Here is a 17,443-nt window from a genome sequence, read left to right on the forward strand (position 1 = left end):
CATGCGCACCGCGCGCTCGCGAAGCTCTTGGGGGTACTTCCTCGGGGCTGGCATCGTGACGTGATTCTCCCTTCCGCCAGCAGATGATGCTGGCTTCAGGGCCTCCACGAAAGTCGGAGTGGTTCACTCCGCTGGTACCCGAAGAACTGGTGCCGCACCTCAAGCTTGCCCAGGAGTGGGGCAGGCGAAAGGCCGCTCAACTGCCCGAGTGGTCGCCCGACAAATGGCGGCGCGTCGCTGCCATCCTCGACGTGGAGATAGACCCCGGGCCGTCTCCCGTCGCCTCTGGAACCTCCGGCGAGAGCGGGAGGGATGCCGCGTGAGCGACCTTCCCGGCTTCTCTCCCGATGTCCTCGCCGCTGCCCAGCGTGCCGCCATGCCGGACTTCGCCCGGTGGCAGGAGATGGTGCGCGCGACAGGTGGCTGTGCCCGGCCGATCCGGCTGCAAGGTCACCGGGTCACCTTCGATGCCGGGTTGGAGGTGCTGGACGTCTATCGAACGGCCGACGAGCCGACTGGCTACCTGCTGACCGCGTGCGGCAACCGTCGTGCGTCGCGGTGCCCGGCCTGCTCGGAGGTCTACCGGGACGACACCTATCACCTGATCCTGTCCGGCCTGCGCGGCGGCAAGGGTGTCCCCGAGGACGTGAGCGTGCATCCGCGCGTGTTCGCCACGTTCACGGCCCCCTCGTTCGGTGCGGTCCACGCTCGTCGGCAGAAGGGTGACAAGGTGCTGCCGTGCCGTCCTCGGCGGGACAACCCGGTGTGCGAGCACGGCAGGCCGGAAGGCTGCGGCATACGGCACGGTGAGGATGACCCCCAGATCGGGCAGCCGATCTGTGTGGACTGTTACGACTACGTCAGCGCGGTCCTGTGGAACGCTCACGCGGGCGAGCTGTGGCGGCGCTTCACCCAAGCGCTACCGGCGGCCTTCGCCCGGCATCTCGGCGTCTCGCGGGCCGAGCTTCGTCGGCGGCTGCGGCTGTCGTACGCCAAGGTGGCCGAGTATCAGGCGCGGGGCCTGGTCCACTTTCACGCGGTCACTCGCCTCGACGGACCGGACGGGCCGTCCGATCGTCCGCCGGACTGGGCGACCGTTCCCGTACTCGCGGCGGCCATAAGGGAAGCAGCGGCGGGGGTGGCTGTTCCTGTGCCGGACGATGACCCGTCGTTCGTCGGCCGGTGGGGGACCCAACTGGACATTGACCCTGTCTACGTCGCGACCTCGATGGAGGGCATCGCGGATCAGCGGGTGGCGGCCTACATCGCCAAGTACGCCACGAAGGGAGCCGAGTCCGCCGGGACCGTGGACCGGCCAATTCGGCAGATGCACGACGTCGCTCATCTGGACGTGACCGAGCATGCCCGGCGCATGATCTACACGTGCTTCGTCCTGGGAGACCGTCCGGAGTATCGGCTGATTCCCCTTCGACAGTGGGCGCACATGCTGGGATACCGGGGCCACTTCTCGACCAAGAGCCGTCATTACTCGACCACCCTCGGGGCGCTGCGGCAGGTGCGGGCCGATCACCAGGCCGAGCGGGCTCGGGAACGGCGGGGCCTGCCTGCACCTGGCGAGCGGGAGACGGTCACGGTCGGCCAGTGGCGCTATGCGGGAAGCGGCTACCGGAACGGTGAGCATTTCTGGGCTGAGGTGATCAGGCAACGCATTGCCACCGCGCGCCGGATCGCTCGTGAGCGGGAGCGGCCAGAGTCGGCCTGATAGGGAGGGACGTACGTGCGGGAGTGGTGCGGCCGGCGCAATGCGAAAGCACCCCGAAGGGGCCGCGAAGCGGTTGGGCCGGCGGCACCACGGCGGGCACGGTGTCCACGGCGCTCGCGCCGGTCTTCTCCCTGCTCCCGCTAGCTGCCTCCTCCGGGACTGCGGGCGGGTTCTGTCAAGCACGGCTTCACGTGTCCATCAGCCGGTGACCTTCCGCCTCGGGTGGTCGTCCGGCCTGCACGGCCGTGCTTGACAGGTTCCGCTCGCCCCGGACAATCGGGCGGCGGGTGCAGGGCTACATGCGGTGGCTTGAGCTGCTACAGGTCGAACTCGCTGTCTTTGACGCCCCCGATGAAGGCGTCCCACTCGCTAGGTGTGAAGAGGAGCTTCGGGCCGTCGGGGTTCTTGCTGTCGCGTACGGCGATGACTCCCGGCAGGTTCCTGGCGACCTCGACACAGTTCCCGCCGCTGTCGCCGCTACGGGAACTCTTCTTCCACATGGCCTGCGAGAGGTCCACGTGGGTCAGGTCTCGTGCGCCCATAGGTCTCGTGCTTCCTCGATCATTTGTAGCGACTCACCAGGGCGGTAAGCCTCTGCTCGTATCCTGTCATATCTGTCCCACACCACGGTCACGAGATCATGTTCGGCCGACACTTCGCCTGCTCCCGCAGACTCGATTGAGACGGCTGTAGGTGCATCGGGTAATTCGGCCAGTGCGAATCCGGACATCAAGCCAGCGGTGCATGGCGTGTCGGCGGGGACGAGCTGCACTCTCACGCTTTGTCGAGCGGCAACGGCTGCGAGGTGGTCAAGCTGCTCGTACATGACCTGACGGCCGCCGATGGGTCGGCGTAGGACCCACTCGTCTATCAGGACCCATAGGGCGGGCGGATTTTCGCGTTCGAGGATCGCCCGTCGCGCGAGTCGGGCGCTGACCTGCCGTTCGATCTCTTCTTCTGAGCTGGCCAAGCCGCCTTTGAAGACCGCTCGTGCGTAGTTGCCAGTCTGCAGAAGTCCGGGGACGAGAAGCGGGTCCCAGCTTCGCAGTACTCGGGCGCGCGGTTCGATCTCCTCCGACCACCGTAGAAACCAACTGGGAGCGGAGGGCGAAGTGATGTTGCGGCATAGGCGCTGGAAGAAATCGCCCGTACCGAAAATGTCGTCACATCGCGCCGCAAAGTCTGGCTTGGCAGTCCGGCTGCCTATCTCGATATGTCCGACGAGGGAGCCGGACACCCCCAGGCGGCTACCGAGCCGGGCCTGTGACAGTCCTGCCTCTTTGCGCACCCGGGCAAGCTCCCGGCCGAAGCGCTGAACTGGGCCTAAGCGCGGGTCCAGGTCGTTAGCCATGCAGTCTCCTGATGATCACCCGGCGGTGTCTATGACACGCCCTGACAAGACAATGACATACACCTACAGCTGGCGAAAGTTTCCGTCGGCCTATTGTCGGCGGCATTCTTCTACAACTCCAAGCTAGCTACGGGCAACCTAGGGACGGAATCACTTAGCGCGCGAGGATCATGACGGGAAAAGGACAATTCGCTCAGTAGCTGGAGTCATTGTGACAGACGGCGGGAACGTTCGGCAGGGACGGCGAACGGAGAGGAGCGCTCGCAGGGACCATGAGGCCAGTCCTCGAATGCGGCAGCAGGACCAGTTCGTTCACCTGGTCCGGCTGGCTTGGGACCTGCATATGCGAGGCGTCACCACGGGAGTTGACCTGCCGAGAAACAAGGAGCCCACACTAGTAATTCCTCGGACGGCAGACAGCATCAAGATCATGGCCCTATGCCAGCACGGCCAATGGTTCTTCACCTGGGGACGCGGTCGTGACCAGCGGGTGTCAGCGCTGGACCAAGAAGCAGCCGAGCGCATCTGGGAGCTGGTGCAGTGAGGACATTAAGGCTTCTCGGGACGGTGGAACTGCCCGGAATCGCGCAATCGGTGCCAGCGGCGCGGGCCTACACACGAGACATACTGCTTCCGCTGCAATGGGATTCGGTCGATGAGGTGGAACTGCTCGTCACCGAACTCGTGGCGAATGCGGTGCGCCACTCGGAGTCGGGCCGCCGGTCGGGCGGTTTGGTGACCTTGACCATCGCGGCAGGCGACGACGGCCTGTGGATTGACGTTGCGGATGAGGGGTCACCTGACCGCGCGCCTTGCATGCGGCCATTTCATCTCGACGGCGACAGCGGGCGTGGTCTATGGCTCGTCAACTGCCTGGCGACCGCGTGGGGCGTGCGGGGGAACCAAGAAAAACGTGTGGTCTGGTGCCATCTGGCGCGGAGTACCGACACCCCTTCGCCTCAAGAATCAGGAGCCGTACATGGCGGCGCGTGAAACGAGTAACCCCGTGGGGGTGATCTGCGCGGGGCTGGAAGTCCAGTACCAGCCTCGCGGACAGATCATCTACATGCGTACCTCTGCGGACGGAGATCACGGCTGGATGCGGGTGAGCCTCGCGCGGTGGAGCCGCTTCCTCGCCGCGACCAAAGCAGGCGCGTTCATCCCCCAGCAAGAGGGCGAGGAGGTGACGGTGGCAATCGGGGACCTGGCGCACGTCGGGATCGTCAAATCCCCCTCGTGGGTGGTTACCGACGGGAACACCTGGAAGGTCTTCGTCCAGGCTGCCAAGAGCGGCAGTTTTGATCACTTCACGGACGACTGAACGACCTATGACACGACGCCGCCAAGTGACTATCCGGTGGGTTCCTCACGAGAAGGTGCCGTGGCTCCGGCTGGGGATGATCGGCAGAATCCGGGCGTTCTCCATCTGCGAGAGATCCTCGGGTGCTGAGCTGACCTGCCACCTACCCGGTGAGTTGGGACCGCGACCGATCGAGAAATGTCCGAGTGAGGAGATCGCAGTGAGCCGGGCGCGGGAGCTGACCCGTGAGTTTTTCGCGGGCATGGACCTCGTGCCGTCGCCTCCGCCAGAAGTGACACAGAAAGGGCGTGCGGGCGAGTGAGCGGAGTGGCCGGCGCCAATGCGAAGCACCCCGAAGGGGCCGCGTCAGCGGTTGGGGCCGGTGACGGAGCGACGGGCTACATCAAGAGCCGGAACTGAGTGCTCGGTGCCGCTGCCCGTGGGGGCGGCGCGGGCCGGGACCGGCCCCCAGGCCGCATGCCCGGCCCGCTGGCCGCCCGGAGCGGGCGGGCGGCGGGCGAGCGAAGCGAGCCCCTTGACCCTGTAGAGAAAGTCCTCGCCGAATCGGCTCTTGACGGCCTGAACGACCAGATGCCCGGCGTCCCTCCCGGTGTGCCTCGCCGGGTGATTGCCCTGTTAGATGCCCGTTAGCGGCTGTCCGGCCTGCGCAGTGGCGCTCCTGAGGGATGTCACGCGAAAGAGTTGCGTGATTGCATGTTCTTGAGGTAGTTCATGATGTTGCTGAATCCGGCCGCGATGAACGCCGCGCCGATCCCCGCGACGATGCCGCCGGTGGTGGCGATCCGGCCGAGCCGTACGTACCACTCGTCCGAGTGGCCGCCGTTGACGTGCGACTTCCAGATGTCGTACGTGAAGACCGTGTTGAAGCCGCTGATGTTTGCGGCCACGCCGGCCATGAACGACGCGAGCAGGCCGGTCACGGCGATGCCGAGCACGCCGTTCGGCAGGAACTCGTTCATCAGGAGCGGGATCGCCTCGTTGTACGTCGGCCCGCCGTCCTTGCCCAGGTTGCCGAACAGCACCACCGCGACGAGGCCCGGGATCACGGTCACGATCGGGATCACGAGCTTCGGGTACGCCGCGACGATGGGGGTGAGCCGGGCCGCGTTGGTGTTGCGGGCCGACAGCGCGCGCTGGACCTCGGCGAAGTTGGTGGTCCAGTAGCCGAAGGACAGCACGAACCCGAGGCCGAGGACCAGGCCGATCCAGTTGGCGCTCATCGGGTTGTCGGTGCCGCCGGTCTGCGCCCAGGTGTGCAGGCCGCCCTCGCCGAGCACGCCCTGCTTGACCTTCTCACCGAGGCCGGAGAAGCCGCCGACCCGGGTCAGGCCGATCACCACGATCGGCACGAGCGCCGCGACGATCACGAAGAACTGCATGACCTCGTTGTAGATCGCCGAGGACAGGCCGCCGAGCGTGATGTACGCGAGCACGATCGCCGCCGACACGATGATCGACAGCCACAGCGGCCAGCCGAGCAGGGCGTCCATGACGAGCCCGAGCGCGTACAGGTTGATCCCGGCGATGAGGATCTGCGCGAGGGCGAACGTCGAGGCGTTCAGCAGCTGGGTCGCGCCGTTGAAGCGGCGGCGCATGAACTCGGGGACGCTGTGCACCTTCGACCGGTAGTAGAACGGCATCATCACGACGCCGAGGAACACCATCGCGGGGACCGCGCCGATCCAGTAGTAGTGCACGGTCATCAGGCCGTACTGCGCGCCGTTGGCGGCCATGCCGAGGATCTCGGTGGCGCCGAGGTTGGCGGACATGAAGGCGAGGCCGGTGATCCAGGCGGGAAGCGCGCGGCCCGAGAGGAAGAAGTCCAGGCTCGTCCGTACGGCCCGCCTCGCGGCGAAGCCGATTCCCAGTACCACGAGGAAGTACAGGGCGAGGATCACGTAGTCTAGGAGGTTGACGTCGAGCCGCAGATCCTGTGCGGCCAGCAATTGGGCATCAGGCACGCAACGCCAGCTACCCTCACGCCTCCCGGTCTCACAAAGTGGGATCGGGTATACCCAATCGTGACAAAACCGCAGGTGAGGGCCCGGTAAAGCCGGTTTCGGGCGTCCGCCGCGGCGTCCCGCGTGGCCGGGCGGACGAGCGGGTAGGCGAGCAGGTGAGAGGACACGGACGAAGGGAGACAGGTCATGGCCGACGCCCCGAACCCGATCCAGTTGCAGAAGCACCTGAAGGGCGTGGACTACCCGGCCGGCAAGTCGGACCTGATCGATACGGCCCGCGACCAGGGGGCCGACGACACCGTCCTGAACGCGCTGGAGCGCATCCCGGACCGGGAGTACGACGGCCCCAACGCGGTGAGCAAGGCGGTCAGCGAGGCCGGATGACCCGAGGCCGGGCGAGGGCGGCGCGCGGACGCGGTTCCGCCGCCGCCCTCAGCCGGGTCAGGCCCAGATGCCGGCGAGCGGGGCGGCGACGGCGGCGGCCTGGTCGAGCCCCGCCCGGAAGGCCGGCCCCCACAGCCGCGGGTCGAGCACGTCGGCGCCGAACACCTCCCGCGACGCCCCGTCGGGATGCACCGTGTACGCGGCGTCCGCGCCGGCCTTCAGCAACTCGGCGTCGAGCACCTCCCTGGGGGTCAGGTGACCGAGGGGCTCCAGCACGACGATCGTCCGCGCTCCGCCGGCCAGGTCGGCGTTGGTCGCGGAGCGGACCCCGCCGTCCACGTAGTGCCTGCCGCCGATCTCCACCGGCGGGAAGACCATCGGCACCGCGCAGCTCGACGCGACCGCGAGCACCAGCGGCGCGCCGGCCGACCGGTCCCACACGACGAACTCGCCCGTCGCGGCGTCCACGGCGGTGACGCGCAGGTCGCGGTCCGGCCACTCCTTGACCGGGAGCCGCTCGCCCACGGCCGCGAGCCGCTCCGCCTGGTGGTCAACCCGGGCCGCCAGGGCCATCTGCCCGACCCGGCGCCGGGCCTCGCGGCGGTCCAGCGCGGGGTCGGACATGACGGCGAACGCCTGCATGATCGCGTCCATGTCGACGGCGGGCGGCGGTCCGGTGTCCACCTCGGCCTGGTGGGCGATCGCCTCCTCCAGGTCGGCTTCGGTGGCCACCAGCGTGCCGACGACCGACCCCGCCGAGGTGCCGACGATGCGGTCCGCCGTCCCCAGGTCCACGCCGAGGCGGCGCAGGCCGGTCACGATCCCCGCCTCCCAGGCGATCCCGGCGACACCTCCGCCGCCCAGTACGAGAGCTGTAGTCATGACCGGAATTATGTTCTACCTCCGGGAGGGAACGGGAAGCGGCCCCCCTGGTGAAACCGGTTTAGATTTTGTCTGGACGTCAAACTATTGACGGCGCTTCGGCCGATGTGTGACTCTCTCGTTCAGATTTCCATGCACGGAGGAGAAGGACGGTCAGGGTCCCCGCCTGATCGTGCATGGCCGGTTGTCCATGCCCCCCGGAGGGAAAACCGTCCATGCGAAGACTCGCATCCCTGCTCGTGATCGCCGCCATGGCGCTGGTCACGGCCGTGATCAGGATGGCGCCGGTGTCGGCCGTCGCCGCCGATCCGTACACGTTCAAGAACGTGCAGATCGCCGGGGGCGGCTTCGTTCCCGGCATCGTGTTCAGCCCGGTCCAGAAGGACCTCATCTACGCCCGCACCGACATCGGCGGCGCGTACCGGTGGGAGCAGTCCAGCCAGACCTGGACGCCGCTGCTCGACTGGGTCGGCCAGTCGAACTGGGGCTACAACGGGGTCGTCAGCATCACCCCCGACCCGGTGGACGCCAACAAGGTGTACGCCGCCGTCGGCATGTACACCAACAGCTGGGACCCCAACAACGGCGCGATCATCCGCTCGTCGAACAAGGGCGCCTCCTGGCAGGTCAGCCCGCTGCCGTTCAAGCTGGGCGGCAACATGCCCGGACGCGGCATGGGCGAGCGCCTCGCGGTGGACCCGAACAAGAACAGCGTCCTGTACTTCGGCGCGCCCAGCGGCAACGGCCTCTGGCGGAGCACCGACTCCGGCGCAACCTGGGCCAAGGTGACCAACTTCCCCAACGTCGGCAACTACGTCGCCAGCCCCGGAGACGCGTACAACGGTGACAACCAGGGCGTCGTCTGGGTGACCTTCGACAAGCGGACCGGCACCTCGGGCAACGCCACCCAGACCATCTACGTCGGCGTGGCCGACAAGAGCAACACGGTCTACCGGACCACCAACGGCGGCACCTCGTGGGAGCGGGTCGCCGGGCAGCCGACCGGCTACATCGCCCACAAGGGCGTGCTCGACACCGCCAACGGCTACCTCTACATCGCCACCAGCGACACCGGCGGCCCGTACGACGGGGGCAAGGGCGACGTGTGGCGCTACGCCACCGCCACCGGCGCCTGGGCCCAGATCAGCCCGATCCCGTCCAGCAGCGGCGACGACTACTTCGGCTACAGCGGCCTGACCATCGACCGGCAGAACCCGAAGACCATCATGGTGGCCACGCAGGTCTCCTGGTGGCCCGACGCCATCTTCTGGCGGAGCACCGACAGCGGCGCGACCTGGACCCGCATCTGGGACTGGACGTCGTACCCCAACCGCAGCTTCCGCTACAAGATGGACATCTCTTCCGCGCCGTGGCTGACCTTCGGGACCAACCCGCAGCCTCCGGAGGTCACGCCCAAGCTCGGCTGGATGAACGAGTCGGTCGAGATCGACCCGTTCAACTCCGACCGGATGATGTACGGCACCGGCGCGACGATCTACGGCACGACCGACCTCACCAAGTGGGACTCCGGCGGCCAGTTCACGATCAAGCCGATGGTGAAGGGCCTGGAGGAGACCGCCGTACTCGACCTGATCAGCCCGCCGACCGGCGCCCCGCTGATCAGCGCGCTCGGCGACATCGGCGGCTTCCGGCACACCAACCTCGACGCCGTGCCGTCCATGATGTTCACCCAGCCCGTCTTCACCTCGACCACCTCGCTCGACTACGCGGAGACCAACCCGAGCGTGATGGTGCGGGCCGGCAACTTCACCGACTCCGACCGGCCGAACGACAGCCACGTCGCCTTCTCCACCGACGGCGGGGCCAACTGGTTCCAGGGCACCGAGCCGGGCGGCGTCAACAACGGCGGCACGGTCGCCGCGGCGGCGGACGGCAGCCGCTTCGTGTGGTCGCCGGCCGACCCCGGCATCCAGGTCGTCTACTCCGTCGGTTACGGCAACAGCTGGAGCGCCTCCACCGGCGTCCCGGCCAACGCGATCGTCGAGTCCGACCGGGTGAACGCGCAGAAGTTCTACGCCTACTCCGGCGGCAAGTTCTACGTGAGCACCAACGGCGGCGCGAGCTTCAGCGCCACCGCGGCCACCGGCCTGCCGACGACCGACGTCCACTTCAAGGCGCTGCCCGGCAAGGAGGGCGACATCTGGCTGGCCGGGGACGGCGGCCTGTGGCACTCCACCAACTCGGGCGCCTCGTTCACCAAGCTCTCGAACGTCAGCGACTCGATCAACGTCGGTTTCGGCAAGGCGGCGCCCGGCAAGTCGTACCAGGCGCTCTACCTGGCCGGCGCCGTCGACGGCGTCGACGGCCTGTTCCGGTCCGACGACACCGGCGCGAGCTGGGTGCGCATCAACGACGACCAGCACCAGTACGGCAACATGGGCGAGGCCCTGACCGGCGATCCCCGGATCTACGGCCGGGTCTACCTCGGAACCAACGGCCGGGGCGTCATCTACGGCGACCGGAACGGCACCCCGCAGTCCCCGTCGGCGTCTCCCTCGGCCTCCCCGTCCGCGTCGCCGTCTCCCTCGCCGTCTCCGTCGGCGTCGCCCAGCCCGTCGCCGAGCCCGTCTCCGAGTGCGTCCCCGTCCGCCTCGCCCAGCCAGTCGCCCTCGGCGACCCCGTCGGGCGGCAAGTCGTGCTCGGCGACGTACAAGGTGGCCAACCAGTGGCCGGGCGGCTTCCAGGGCGAGGTCACGGTGAAGAACACCGGCACCGTGGCGACCAGCGGCTGGACCGTCAAGTGGGCCTTCGCGAACGGCCAGACGATCAGCCAGCTCTGGAACGGCACGGTGAGCCAGTCCGGGGCGAACGTCACGGTCACCAACGTGAACTACAACGGCTCGCTCAGCCCCGGGGCGTCCACCGTGTTCGGCTTCCAGGCGAGCTGGAACAACACCAACGCGGTCCCGGCCACGCTGACCTGCACCGCCTCCTGAGATAACGCGACGACGGCCGTACGGGCGACTCCCCGCCCGTACGGCCGTCTTTTCGCGTGGCGGCCTCGGCCAAGGGCCTGCGTGATCGGCACCGGACTGCTGGCACGGAAGCAGAGGCGGGCCCGGCGAAAGTGCCTCGAGCGACTGCTGTGGCAACTGGCGCTCCATGGCGTACGCCACGTGGTGATGGAACGCCGGAACGTCGAAGGCGATAAAGAAGCTTGACCTGGTCAATGCCCTCCGCGCTCGACGAGCGCTGCCGCACGACACGCATGTCGAGTGGGGCGATCCTCTTGTCGAGGAGCTGCTCTGGCTTCCCGATGTCGTCGCGGGAGTGGTCGCCAGAGCCGAGGCGGGCGACGACACCTTCTGGAACCTGTTACGCGGCGAGCATGCGACCGAGCGTGTTACCTGCGAATGATGGGGAGAACGCGAAGCCCGGGTTCCCGTCAATTCCGGCGGTAAGCCCGGGCTCACTTCCTCTCCCCCTCGCAGAGGGCGGCAGCAGCAAGCATACCCCGGAGGATCGCTCCGTGCATCACATTGAGTAATGGTCATGTCACTCATCCGCCTCCGGCCCGGATGGCCGGGGGACGGAAAAGGGGTGGGGCGCGCCAGGGCAGAGCTGATCTACTGGCGTGGTGCGGGGACTGTCGGGGGAGTGGGGCGGGACGGGGTGGGACAGCCGGGCGCGGATGGTCGGAGAGCGGTGGGTGGAGCGCCGCCCCAGAAGGCCGGAGGTGGCCGGGCGACTGCTCATGGAGACCCGCCTGATGCCATGGCTCACGCCGCGGTTACCGTTGCCCGTTCCGTTACCCCACGTCCTGCGGCGGGAGCCCCTGGTCGTGCGGCATGAGGTGATCGTCGGTGAGCCGCTCGGGACCTTCGACGCCGTCGGCGGCCGCGCCCTGGGCGCGTTCCTGCGCGCACTGCACGCGACCGATCCCGTGGAGGCCGTGCGGCGTGGTGCCCCGCCCGCGCGAGAAGCACTGCGGGAGCGGGCGGTCGTGGCCGAGGACTTCGGCACGCGTGTCGTACCGCTCCTGCCGGGGGACCGGCGAGGCGTCGCCCGGTCGTTACTGGACGCCGTGGCCACGCTGCCCGCCACCGCTCTGGTCCACGGCGATCTCGGGCCCGGACATGTGCTCGCGCGGGACGGCGTGGTGAGCGGTGTCATCGACTTCGGCGACGCGGCGCTCGACCTGGCGTGGGCGCTCCACGGTGCCCCTCCGAGCCGACGAAGAGATCCGTGAGGGCCGGACCCGCTCCTTCGCGACGATGGACGACCTTTTCGCTGAGATAGACGCGGTCCGCGCAGAAGATCTCCCGTGAGATTCGAGCGTACGGCTGCGTTTCTCCGGGACGTGGCCCGGCTTCCCCCCGAGCAGTACGCGCTTTTCAGAGAAGCCGTCTTCAAGCATTTCCTTCCGGCCATCGAGCAGGGGGCACACACAGGCCGCGTCCCCTGGCCTTCTCGGCTACGTGTTCACAAGCTCTACTCGATGACATGGAACTTCGCCTCTCCAGACGGCAGAGCGACCTTCGAGTTCGGCACCGCTGACGACGGCGAACCCCTCCTGGTCTGGCGCCGTGTCGGCGATCATTCGATCTACGACCGGCCCTGAAGGAGGAGGTCCGGGGCTTGTTCCCGGAGGTCACGACGGGAGGACGCCTCGGGGGAGGTGGAACTCCCGGGGCCGTTGGGAAGAGGGGGTACGGATGTGCCGTTCGGCTGCCGCGCCCGTACGGCCGGTCGCGTAGATTTGCCTGGGCGGGCCGTCGGGCCGCCCAGAGGCAGGGGTGGCCGGACACAGGGGTGACTGCGCGATGGCGATCGGGGTTTACGTCGCGGCCGGCGACGCGAGGAGCAACAAGGGCACGATCGCCCTCGGCATGATCGAGCTCCTGACCCGCCAGGTCGGCACGGTGGGCGTGTTCCGTCCGGTGGTCCGGGCGGGCCGCGAGGACAGCCTGGTCAACACCGCGCGGAGCCGCTTCGCGATCGGCCTGTCCTACGACATGTGCACGGGCGTCACCTACGAGGACGTGCACGCCGACGAGGACCGCGCGGCCGGGGAGATCCTGGCCCGCTACCGGGCGCTGGCCGGGCGGTGCGACGCGGTCGTGGTGATCGGCACGGACTACACGGACGTGGGCGCGCCCACCGAGTTCACGTTCAACGCCCAGCTCGCCGCGAACCTCGGCACGCCGGTGATGAACGTGGTCACCGGTCTCGACCGCACGCCCGACGAGATCGCCACGGCGGTCGAGATGTCGCGCAAGGAGCTCGCCGAGCGGCACGCCACCGAGCTCGCCACGGTCGTCACGAGGGTGGCGCCCGCCCTGGTGGACGAGGTCGCCGCCCGGGTCCCCGCGTACGTGCTGCCGGAGGTGCGGCGGTTGTCCGCCCCGACGGTAAGCGACCTGATGGCCGCCTGCGACGGCGAGCTGTACCTGGGCGACGCCGCCCAGCTGGGCCGGGAGACGGGCGGCCTGATGATCGGCGCCATGTCGCTGCCGAACATCCTGGAGCGACTCACCGAGGGCCTCGCGGTCGTCGTCCCGGCCGACCGGGCCGCCGCGCTGGTGCCGGGCCTGCTGGCCGCGCACAAGGCGCGCACGTTCCCCGCCCTGTCGGCGATCATCCTGAACGGCGGCCTCGAACTGCCCGACGCGGTCGTCCGCCTGCTGAAGGGCATGGACATCCGGCTGCCGATCATCACGACCCCGGGCGGCACGTTCGAGACCGCGACGAAGCTGTCGAAGGCCGAGGGGCGGTTCAGCCCCGACGCCCCCGGCAAGATCGACACGGCGCTCGGGGTGTTCGCCGAACATGTCGACGCCGCGGCCCTGCTGCGCAGCCTGCGGGTCACCAAGGCCGCCGCGATCACCCCGCTGATGTTCGAGTACGACCTGCTGGACCGGGCCCGCGCCGACCGCAGGCACATCGTGCTGCCGGAGGGCGCCGAGCCGCGCATCCTGCGCGCGGCAGACAGCCTGCTGCGCCGGGGTGTCGCCGAGCTGACCCTGCTGGGCGACGAGCGGGAGATCCGGCTGGCGGCGAACACGATGGGCCTGGCCGTCGACGGCGCCCGGGTGGTGAGCCCGTTCGACCCCGAGCTGCGCGAGCTGTTCGCCGAGGAGTACGCCCGGCTGCGGGCGCACAAGGGCATCACCCTCGGGCAGGCCCGCGACATCGTGACCGACGTGTCCTACTTCGGCACGATGATGGTCCACCTCGGGCTGGCCGACGGCATGGTCTCGGGCGCCGCCCACACCACGGCGCACACGATCCGGCCGTCGTTCGAGATCATCAAGACGTCGCCGGGCGTCGGCGTCGTCTCCAGCGTCTTCTTCATGTGCCTCGCCGACCGGGTGCTCGTGTACGGCGACTGCGCCGTCGTGCCCGATCCGACCGCCGCCCAGCTCGCCGACATCGCGATCTCCTCGGCCGCCACCGCGGCCCGGTTCGGGGTCGATCCGCGCGTGGCCATGCTGTCGTACTCGACCGGCGAGTCCGGGGCCGGGCCCGAGGTGGACAAGGTGCGGGAGGCGACGGAGCGGGTCCGCGCGCTGCGGCCGGACCTGCCGGTGGAGGGGCCGATCCAGTACGACGCGGCGGCCGAGCCCAGCGTGGCGCGCACCAAGATGCCGGACAGCCGGGTGGCAGGGCGGGCGACGGTGTTCGTGGTGCCCGACCTCAACACGGGCAACAACCTCTACAAGGCCGTGCAGCGCAGCGCCGGCGCGGTCGCGATCGGCCCGGTGCTGCAGGGTCTGCGCAAGCCGGTCAACGACCTGTCGCGCGGGGCGACGGTCGGCGACATCGTCAACACCGTCGCGATCACGGCCATACAGGCCCAGGTGCGGGAGGAGGCGCCGTGAGCGTGCGGGCGCGGGAGGAGAAGCGGTGAGCGCGCGGGCGCGGGGAGACGGGGTGGGCGGGCAGGTCCTGGTCCTCAACACGGGGTCGTCGTCCATCAAGTACCGCCTGATCGACATGACGACCCGCACCGGTGTGGCCGGCGGGCTCGTCGAGCGCATCGGCGAGGACGAGAGCGCGCTCGTCCACGACGGCGTGCGGGTCGAGCGCAGGGTGGCCGACCACGAGGACGGCCTGAAGGCCGTGCTCGCGGCGTTCGCCGAGCACGGGCCGTCGCTCGACGGGGTGACCGCGCTCGGGCACCGGGTCGTCCACGGCGGCAGCCGGTTCGTCACGCCCGTCCTGATCGACGACGCGGTCGAGCGGGCCATCGAGGAGATCGCGCCGCTGGCGCCGCTGCACAACCCGGCCAACCTGGAGGGCATCCGGGTCGCCCGGCGGGCCTTCCCCGGGCTGCCCCACGTCGCCGTGTTCGACACGGCCTTCCACGGGACGATCCCGCCACACGCCCACACCTACGCGGTCCCCCGCGAGTGGACCCGCAAGCTCGGCGTGCGCCGCTACGGCTTCCACGGCACCTCCACGGCGTACGTCTCGCGCCGGGCGGCGGCCCTGCTGGGACGGCCGTACGGCGAGGTGAACTCGATCGTGCTGCACCTCGGCAACGGCGCGAGCGCGACGGCCGTGCGGGGCGGGCGGAGCGTGGACACGTCGATGGGCATCACCCCCCTCGCCGGCCTGGTGATGGGCACCCGATCCGGCGACGTGGACCCGGCGCTGCCCGCCTACCTCGCCCGGGTCGCGGGGATGGGGCTCGGCGACGTCGACACGGCGCTGAACAAGGAGAGCGGCCTGCTCGGCATGTGCGGCGCCAACGACATGCGGGAGGTCTGGCGGCTGGCCGACGCGGGCGACGAGGACGCCCGGCTCGCGCTCGACGTGTACGGCTACCGGGTGCGCGCCTACGTCGGCGCCTACTACGCGGCGCTCGGCCACGTCGACGCGGTCGTGTTCACCGGCGGCGTGGGGGAGAACAGCGCGCGGGTCCGCGTGCTGGCGACGGCCGGTCTCACGCGGCTCGGCATCGAGGTCGATCCCGCCCGCAACGCCGCCGAGTCGGCGGAGGCCAGGGCGATCTCCCCGGAGGGCGCCGAGGTGACGGTGCTGGTGGTGCCGACCAACGAGGAACTGGAGATCGCCGAGCAGACCGCGGCCTGCCTCGAAGAGGGGTGACGTCGGTGACCGTGGCCAAGGGCCCGGCTGGCTATCGTGGGCAGCGGATGGGGGTGAGCCGTGTGGCTACGGCTGAGAGCAGTCGGACGGGTGAGGAAGAGGGAGAGTCGCGGGGCCTGCTGGACCGGGTGCGCGCGACTCCGGCGGGCCGGCTGACGCTGCGGATCGTCATCGGGGTGATCGGGACCGCCCTCGTCGTCGGCGGGCTGATCATGGTGCCGTTCCCGGGGCCGGGCTGGCTGGTGGTCTTCACCGGCCTCGCCGTGCTGGCCACCGAGTTCGCCTGGGCGAGCCGGGTGCTGGAGTTCGCCAAGCACTGGGTCAGGCGGGCGACGGACTGGCTCAAGCGGCAGAACTGGTTCGTCCGCATCGTGGCGGGCGCGCTGACCCTCGCCTGCGCGGCCGTGATCGTCTGGGTGTCGATACGGCTGACCCTGGGCGTCGACCTGATCCAGAAGGCCCGCGAGCTGCTGAGCTGACCCTCATGCCGACCTCAGCCGTGCGAACCTGAGCCGTGCCCGCGAGCCGGCCGGCCTGCGGGCGACGGTCAGACGGTGGCCCGGGCCAGCCTCCGGGTCGCCAGTTCGGCCAGCAGCGCGGCGCCGTCGGCCAGGATGGCGTCGTCGAACTCCGCCTCCGCCGAGTGGTTCGACGGGGCGGTGGCGAGGTCCCGTCCGGGCGGGCAGGCGCCGACCACGAGGAAGGCCCCCGGCACCTGCTCCAGCACGTACGAGAAGTCCTCCGAGCCGGTCGCGGGGGTGGGGAGCGGGAAGTACCGGTCCTCGCCGAGCGCCTCCCGCACCGTCCGCGCGGCGAACTCGGCCTCGGTGTCGTCGTTGACCGTGACCGGATAGCCGATGCCGAAGACGCAGTCGACGGTGAGTCCGTGCGCCTCGCCGATGCCGCGGGCCAGCCGTACGAGGCCCTCCCTGACCCGGTCCCGCGTGGCGGCCGAGAACGTCCTCACCGTGACCTCGAAGCGCGCCTCGTCCGGGATCACGTTGTCGGTGGTGCCGGCGTGGAAGCTCCCCACCGTCACCACGACCGGGTCGAACACGTCGTACGTCCGGGTGACGTGGGTCTGCAGGGCCGTCACGATCTCGCAGGCCGCGGGGATCGGATCGAGGGCGCGATGCGGGGCGGACCCGTGCCCGCCCCTGCCGCGCACGGTCACGGTCAGCGTGTCGGCCGCGGCGAGCACGGGCCCGCCCTTGGTCAGGAACAGGCCGCGGGGGATCGTGGTCGAGAAGACGTGCATGCCGTACGCCGCGACCGGCCTGTCGCCCGCCGCGTCGAGCACCCCCTCCTCGATCATGAGCTTGGCGCCCTCCTCGCCCTCCTCGCCGGGCTGGAACATGAGCACCACGTCCCCTTCGAGGTCGGAGCGCCGGTCGGAGAGCAGGCGGGCCGCCCCCACGAGCATCGCCGTGTGCAGGTCGTGCCCGCAGGCGTGCATGCGGCCGTCGACGCGCGAGCGGTACGGCAGGTCCGTCTTCTCGTGCACCGGCAGCGCGTCCATGTCGGCGCGCAGCAGCACGGCCGGCCCCGGCCGCGAACCCCGCAGCACCGCGGTCACCGAGGTGAGCCGCTCCCCGGTCGTGATCTCCAGCGGAAGGCCGTCGAGCGCCGCGAGCACCCTCTCCTGGGTCCGGGGCAGGTCGAGCCCGATCTCGGGCTCCCGGTGCAGAGCACGGCGAAGTTCGACGAGATCGTCCTGAAGGGTCATGGGCCGCCGATCGCGCGAGAAG

General features: G+C 69.5%; 15 protein-coding genes. 10 read left to right on the forward strand and 5 right to left on the reverse strand.

Features of this window, described 5'->3' with window-relative positions; translation table 11 throughout:
- Positions 1-376 precede the first annotated feature (376 nt).
- Positions 377-1,723 carry a replication initiator gene (locus tag HHX33_RS27770; protein ID WP_182877176.1) on the forward strand — a complete coding sequence of 449 codons (1,347 nt, stop codon included), beginning with the start codon at positions 377-379 and terminating at the stop codon, positions 1,721-1,723.
- A 317-nt stretch (positions 1,724-2,040) separates the two neighbouring features.
- Here HHX33_RS27770 and HHX33_RS27775 read toward each other — a convergent pair whose 3' ends face one another.
- Together HHX33_RS27775 and HHX33_RS27780 are read right to left on the reverse strand one after the other, a co-directional pair.
- Positions 2,041-2,265: a DUF397 domain-containing protein gene (locus HHX33_RS27775; protein WP_220502283.1), complete on the reverse strand. Its 225-nt coding sequence runs from the start codon at positions 2,263-2,265 to the stop codon at positions 2,041-2,043.
- Positions 2,247-3,074: a helix-turn-helix domain-containing protein gene (locus HHX33_RS27780; RefSeq protein ID WP_182877177.1), complete on the reverse strand. Its 828-nt coding sequence runs from the start codon at positions 3,072-3,074 to the stop codon at positions 2,247-2,249. Before HHX33_RS27780 ends, HHX33_RS27775 begins: the two co-directional genes overlap by 19 nt.
- A gap of 567 nt (positions 3,075-3,641) precedes the next feature.
- Here HHX33_RS27780 and HHX33_RS27785 point away from each other — a divergent pair.
- Both HHX33_RS27785 and HHX33_RS27790 read left to right on the forward strand, forming a co-directional pair.
- The gene (locus tag HHX33_RS27785; RefSeq protein ID WP_182877178.1) at positions 3,642-4,067 is read left to right on the forward strand and encodes an ATP-binding protein; all 426 of its coding nucleotides are present in this window, start codon (positions 3,642-3,644) and stop codon (positions 4,065-4,067) included.
- Positions 4,054-4,395 carry a hypothetical protein gene (locus HHX33_RS27790; protein ID WP_182877179.1) on the forward strand — a complete coding sequence of 114 codons (342 nt, stop codon included), beginning with the start codon at positions 4,054-4,056 and terminating at the stop codon, positions 4,393-4,395. The genes HHX33_RS27785 and HHX33_RS27790 overlap by 14 nt, the downstream gene beginning before the upstream one ends.
- Before the next feature lie 668 nt (positions 4,396-5,063).
- Here HHX33_RS27790 and HHX33_RS27795 read toward each other — a convergent pair.
- A complete protein-coding gene (locus HHX33_RS27795; protein ID WP_310741557.1) occupies positions 5,064-6,356 on the reverse strand; it encodes a sodium:solute symporter family protein in 1,293 nt (430 codons plus the stop codon).
- Positions 6,357-6,542: 186 nt separating this feature from the next.
- On the opposite strand from HHX33_RS27795, the gene HHX33_RS27800 reads away from it, so the two are divergent.
- Complete coding sequence (locus HHX33_RS27800) at positions 6,543-6,740, forward strand: DUF2795 domain-containing protein (RefSeq protein ID WP_182877180.1); 198 nt, start codon at positions 6,543-6,545, stop codon at positions 6,738-6,740.
- Positions 6,741-6,797: 57 nt separating this feature from the next.
- On the opposite strand, the gene HHX33_RS27805 is transcribed toward HHX33_RS27800, so the two are convergent.
- Entirely contained in the window at positions 6,798-7,622 is an 825-nt protein-coding gene (locus HHX33_RS27805) for a patatin-like phospholipase family protein (RefSeq protein WP_182877181.1), read from the reverse strand.
- Between the two features lie 215 nt (positions 7,623-7,837).
- Here HHX33_RS27805 and HHX33_RS27810 point away from each other — a divergent pair, with 215 nt between their 5' ends.
- The 6 genes from HHX33_RS27810 to HHX33_RS27835 all read left to right on the forward strand — a co-directional run bounded on the left by HHX33_RS27810 (position 7,838) and on the right by HHX33_RS27835 (position 16,174).
- Positions 7,838-10,579, forward strand: a complete 2,742-nt coding sequence (locus tag HHX33_RS27810; protein WP_182877182.1) for a cellulose-binding domain-containing protein — start codon at positions 7,838-7,840, stop codon at positions 10,577-10,579.
- A 641-nt stretch (positions 10,580-11,220) separates the two neighbouring features.
- Positions 11,221-11,832, forward strand: coding sequence for a phosphotransferase (locus HHX33_RS27815; RefSeq protein WP_220502284.1), 612 nt, complete (start codon positions 11,221-11,223; stop codon positions 11,830-11,832).
- Positions 11,833-11,907: 75 nt separating this feature from the next.
- Complete coding sequence (locus HHX33_RS27820; RefSeq protein ID WP_182877183.1) at positions 11,908-12,204, forward strand: hypothetical protein; 297 nt, start codon at positions 11,908-11,910, stop codon at positions 12,202-12,204.
- Positions 12,205-12,406: 202 nt separating this feature from the next.
- A complete protein-coding gene (gene pta / locus HHX33_RS27825; protein WP_182877184.1) occupies positions 12,407-14,464 on the forward strand; it encodes a phosphate acetyltransferase in 2,058 nt (685 codons plus the stop codon).
- A gap of 25 nt (positions 14,465-14,489) precedes the next feature.
- Complete coding sequence (locus tag HHX33_RS27830; protein WP_310741558.1) at positions 14,490-15,695, forward strand: acetate kinase; 1,206 nt, start codon at positions 14,490-14,492, stop codon at positions 15,693-15,695.
- Between the two features lie 62 nt (positions 15,696-15,757).
- Complete coding sequence (locus tag HHX33_RS27835; protein ID WP_310737907.1) at positions 15,758-16,174, forward strand: TIGR02611 family protein; 417 nt, start codon at positions 15,758-15,760, stop codon at positions 16,172-16,174.
- Between the two features lie 68 nt (positions 16,175-16,242).
- Here the strand turns inward: HHX33_RS27835 and HHX33_RS27840 are convergent, their stop codons facing one another.
- Entirely contained in the window at positions 16,243-17,421 is a 1,179-nt protein-coding gene (locus HHX33_RS27840) for a M20 metallopeptidase family protein (protein WP_182877186.1), read from the reverse strand.
- Positions 17,422-17,443 lie beyond the last annotated feature (22 nt).

Source organism: Microbispora sp. H10670 (genome assembly GCF_014161385.1).
In the GTDB taxonomy this organism is placed as follows: domain Bacteria; phylum Actinomycetota; class Actinomycetes; order Streptosporangiales; family Streptosporangiaceae; genus Microbispora; species Microbispora triticiradicis.